Below are 3,645 nucleotides of genomic sequence, written 5' to 3' on the forward strand. Positions count from 1 at the left end.
GGTGACGAGGTCGCGCACATTCTGCACGCGCACGCAGCCCGAGGAATCGAAACGCAACATCTTGCCGAACAGGCTCTGCTGCGGCGTATCGTGCATGTAGACGCCGTCAGGGCTCGGGAAATTGATCTTCACCGAAGCCATGGCGTTTTCCGAGCCGGGATCCTGGCGGAAACGGTACTTGGCGGCGTCGTCGGTCGACCAGTCCACATTCATCGGATCGACTTCGCTGCCATCCGGTGCGAACAGGCGGATGTGGCTGTCCTTCAGATAATCGGGATTCTTCCGCATCAGCGGAATGATGTCCTTGCGGACGATCGAGACGGGCGCGTTCCAGTATGGATTGACGATGATCTCGTTGATCTTGGAATTGACGATCGGCGTCTGTCGGTCGATCTTGCCGACGATCGCGGTGTGGCGAAGCACGACGCGGTCGTTCTCGACCGCTTCGACCTGCGCTGCCGGAATGTCGACCAGCACGTAACGGCTGCCCAGCGTGCCGGCCTTCTCGCGCAGCCGCTGCAGATTGGTCTGCAACTGGCCGAGCCGGATCTGCGCCGAAACGTTCATCGCCGCATAGGTGTATTTGCCGAGCGCACCATCGGCAGGCAGGCCATGGCGCAGCTGGAAACGCTTGACCGCCGAGTCGACATAGGAATCGAAGGCCGTCGAAATGCCGGCACTCTGCGACAGATCGCCGGAAACCATCAGCCGCTTGCGCAACGGCACCACATCCGGGTCATCGACGCCGAGCTGCAGCTTCTTGGTCGCGGGAACGTCGACCCAGCCACCCTGCCCGACAATGTTCTGGTATTGCCCGACCGCCTGTTCCGTGAAGGCGACGGTCTGCGGGCTGAAGATCGGCAGCGTCGAGGCCACCTTGCCGCCCTCGCTGGCGCGGGCATCGAACTGGTCGTCCCAATTGCCGCGCGCGGAGGATTTCAGGATGTCACCGATCACATCCTGCGCATTGGCGCCGCCGGCGACCACTGCGGCTGCGAGCGCGGAGGCTCCGGAGAGGAAAAAACGACGGCTGGTTCTCATGGACGTTCCAGACATTTGTAGCAGTTCGATCACTTGCTGCGTTGATCACCGGGCGATCTCGCCCGCACTGTAAAATTGGCAATCTTAACAATTAGCCAACCATGCTCCGTATCACCTTGGTGTGACAGCGCCCAGGCGCGATACGGATTGCGGGTGAACGCATGGTCTTCACACCAGCATCACTGCCACTCTCGGTTCCACTGGAATATGGCGGCAACGTGGCCTAGCGCCCGAATCCGACTGACCGGCATTCCGAAAAGGACGGACCGATGCTTTTGGGTATCGGGTCGGAGCGTCGCCGACATGGGGTCGACTGCCGCGCGGCAGGACCGGCAGCCAGCCGCGAACGACCCTGGCTCAAGGCTTCGAACCCGGAGCCTCCAACTCGGAACATCGTTGCAGCACTTGGTTCTCAGGGTAACGCAATATCTTGCTGTCATCGAGTTTGAGCAGCAGCGCCCGCCTCTTTTCCACACTGTCGTTATCGTCCGAGCAAGTCAGGTCCAAAATGACGGCGTCCAGGCCTTTGATCTTCTGGACTTTGTCGATTGTGCAGCCGACTTCCCACATTTCCACCGACTTATCGGTGAACGTCACTCTGGAGTCATTGCCGTCGCACGGGCTGCTGCCTTCCATGGCGAAGGCATCCTTCCACCATTCCTCGGCGAAAGCCGTTTCTGACGCAAGCAGTAGCGCCGCCGCGACAAAACAGATCTTGAAACGCCTGCTTCGACCCATCATGCCCCCTTGTGCGGCGACATTAGGCATTGTGGAAGCGAAAGCAAAGCGTGGCCCACGGGGTTGCGGTCAGCCGACAAACAGATGAACTCAAGTCGCCGTCAGTCGCTAGAAAAAGGCCGATGCCTCTCGGCACCGGCCCTGACTGAAGGTCGATATTTCGGCCGCGTTTCTGTGGCGCGGGCCGGATCCGATGCGGCGCCTTACATCCGGTAGGCGATAGTGTCGTTCCAGAAGCGGTCGAGCCGCTGCAAAGCACGGTTCATCTGCTTGAACTCGTCGGTGTTGATGCCGCCGACCTGCTCGATCGAGCCGACATGACGCTCGTAGAGGCCGGCAACGACCTCCGCCACGTCGTTGCCCTTCGGCGTCAGCGAGACACGGACCGAACGGCGGTCGATGCGCGAGCGCTGGTGATTGATGAAGCCGAGATCGACCAGCTTCTTCAGATTGTAGGAGACGTTCGAGCCGAGATAGTAGCCACGCGAGCGCAACTCGCCGGCGGTCAGCTCGGAATTGCCGATATTGAACAGCAGCAGCGCCTGGATGGCATTGATGTCGGAACGGCCGTTGCGGTCGAATTCGTCCTTGATCACATCAAGCAGGCGGCGGTGCAGCCGCTCAACAAGCTGCAGCGATTCCATGTACAGGGAACGGATAGCCTCGCGGCGATCGTCGGATACGTTGGCGGTCTTCGCCGCCGGACGCGAATTGATCATTGTCTTTGCCTCTCGTTTGTCGCCCTGGTGATTTTTTGTTTTTCACCTTGATCGCGACACTATCGAATACTCATAAAATTCGACTTAAACGCTAGGGCTAACAAGAGCTTACCGGTAAGAGGTTTCAGAAGAGGCTTAACGAACGGTCACCCGAGCAAGGATAATTAACCTAAAGATTTCGGCAACGATTGCGGGGCTCATTCGAGACGGCAGCCGGGCCGCCAATTGGTTCAACGGCTTAGTGGCGGACGGGGCGCTTCTGCAGGTAGATGACGACACGGAAGACGATGTAGAGCAGCGCCACCGCCGCATGCGAGGCGACAATCAGCAAGCGGTGGCCGAATAGCTCGGGAAAGCCGGCATACATGACCGTCTCGGTCACCGCGCAAATGAACCAGATCACCGGCCCCCAGGACGCCAGCATCCACAGGCCGGCAGCGGCAAAGGGAAAGAACACGGCGAGCACCACCGCAGCGACCTGCCAGTGCACGGGCATCAGGTCGAACCGCCACAGCGTACCCGGATAAAAGCCGATCAACCTGATCCAGTAGAGAATGCCGAACAGCAGGCAATAGCCCGATATGACGCGCTGGAACCAGGCGAAGATCACCTCCACCCCCGAGGGCTGCAGCACGACGCGCCTCGAAGTCACCTCGCTCATATCAAGAGTTCCCGTTCGCCGAGCGGGGCGAAATAGGCGTCGACATCCGCTTCGCTGACCGCAGCGAGGCTTGCCGGCCGCCATTGCGGCTTCGAGCCCTTGTCGATGATGGCGGCGCGGATACCTTCATAGAAATCATGGCCGGCGAGCATTCGGTTGAGGATGCGGAACTCCATCTTCATGCAGGCTTCCATGGACAGCGTCAGTCCGGCGCTAATCTGACGCCAGGCGACGCGCAGGCTGGTCGGCGAGCGGGTGCGGATCGTCGCCAGTGTCTTTGCCGCGAACTCGTCGGCGTCGGCCGCACGCTCGAGGCTGTCGATGACGCGGTTCAGGGACGGTTGCGAAAAATGGCGAACAATCGCCTCCAGCGTCGGCCTGTCGGTTTCGCGCCTTGCCTGCACGAAGAAGCCGCGCAGCACCGATTCCGGATCGCCGGTCAGCGCCAGGCGGTCGAGAAAGCCAGCCTGGTCCTCGGCCTTGATG

The 3,645-nt window shown here is 60.5% G+C and carries 5 protein-coding genes; all 5 read right to left on the reverse strand.

The genetic code is table 11. The annotated features are described in order from the left end of the window. On the reverse strand, positions 1–1,041 hold a 1,041-nt coding region (locus tag EN750_RS23635; protein WP_127397808.1), incomplete at its 3' end, for a L,D-transpeptidase family protein. Between the two features lie 357 nt (positions 1,042–1,398). Beyond that, positions 1,399–1,809 carry a hypothetical protein gene (locus tag EN750_RS23640; protein WP_245481746.1) on the reverse strand — a complete coding sequence of 137 codons (411 nt, stop codon included), beginning with the start codon at positions 1,807–1,809 and terminating at the stop codon, positions 1,399–1,401. 173 nt (positions 1,810–1,982) lie between these two features. Next, entirely contained in the window at positions 1,983–2,498 is a 516-nt protein-coding gene (locus EN750_RS23645; RefSeq protein ID WP_127397809.1) for a winged helix DNA-binding protein, read from the reverse strand. Between the two features lie 238 nt (positions 2,499–2,736). Further along, entirely contained in the window at positions 2,737–3,159 is a 423-nt protein-coding gene (locus tag EN750_RS23650) for a DUF6163 family protein (RefSeq protein WP_127272646.1), read from the reverse strand. Beyond that, positions 3,156–3,645 (reverse strand): enoyl-CoA hydratase/isomerase family protein (locus EN750_RS23655; RefSeq protein WP_145967861.1); only part of this gene is annotated, 490 nt, incomplete at its 5' end. The genes EN750_RS23650 and EN750_RS23655, both read right to left, overlap by 4 nt.

This window comes from Mesorhizobium sp. M7A.F.Ca.ET.027.03.2.1 (genome assembly GCF_003999175.1).
Taxonomy (GTDB): Bacteria; Pseudomonadota; Alphaproteobacteria; order Rhizobiales; family Rhizobiaceae; genus Mesorhizobium.

Excerpts from the sequence above, each read along its gene's own strand:
- EN750_RS23640 (WP_245481746.1), bottom strand. The coding sequence starts at position 1,809 with ATGCCTAATGTCGCCGCACAAGGGGGCATGATGGGTCGAAGCAGGCGT.
- EN750_RS23645 (WP_127397809.1), bottom strand. The coding sequence starts at position 2,498 with ATGATCAATTCGCGTCCGGCGGCGAAGACCGCCAACGTATCCGACGAT.
- EN750_RS23650 (WP_127272646.1), bottom strand. The coding sequence starts at position 3,159 with ATGAGCGAGGTGACTTCGAGGCGCGTCGTGCTGCAGCCCTCGGGGGTG.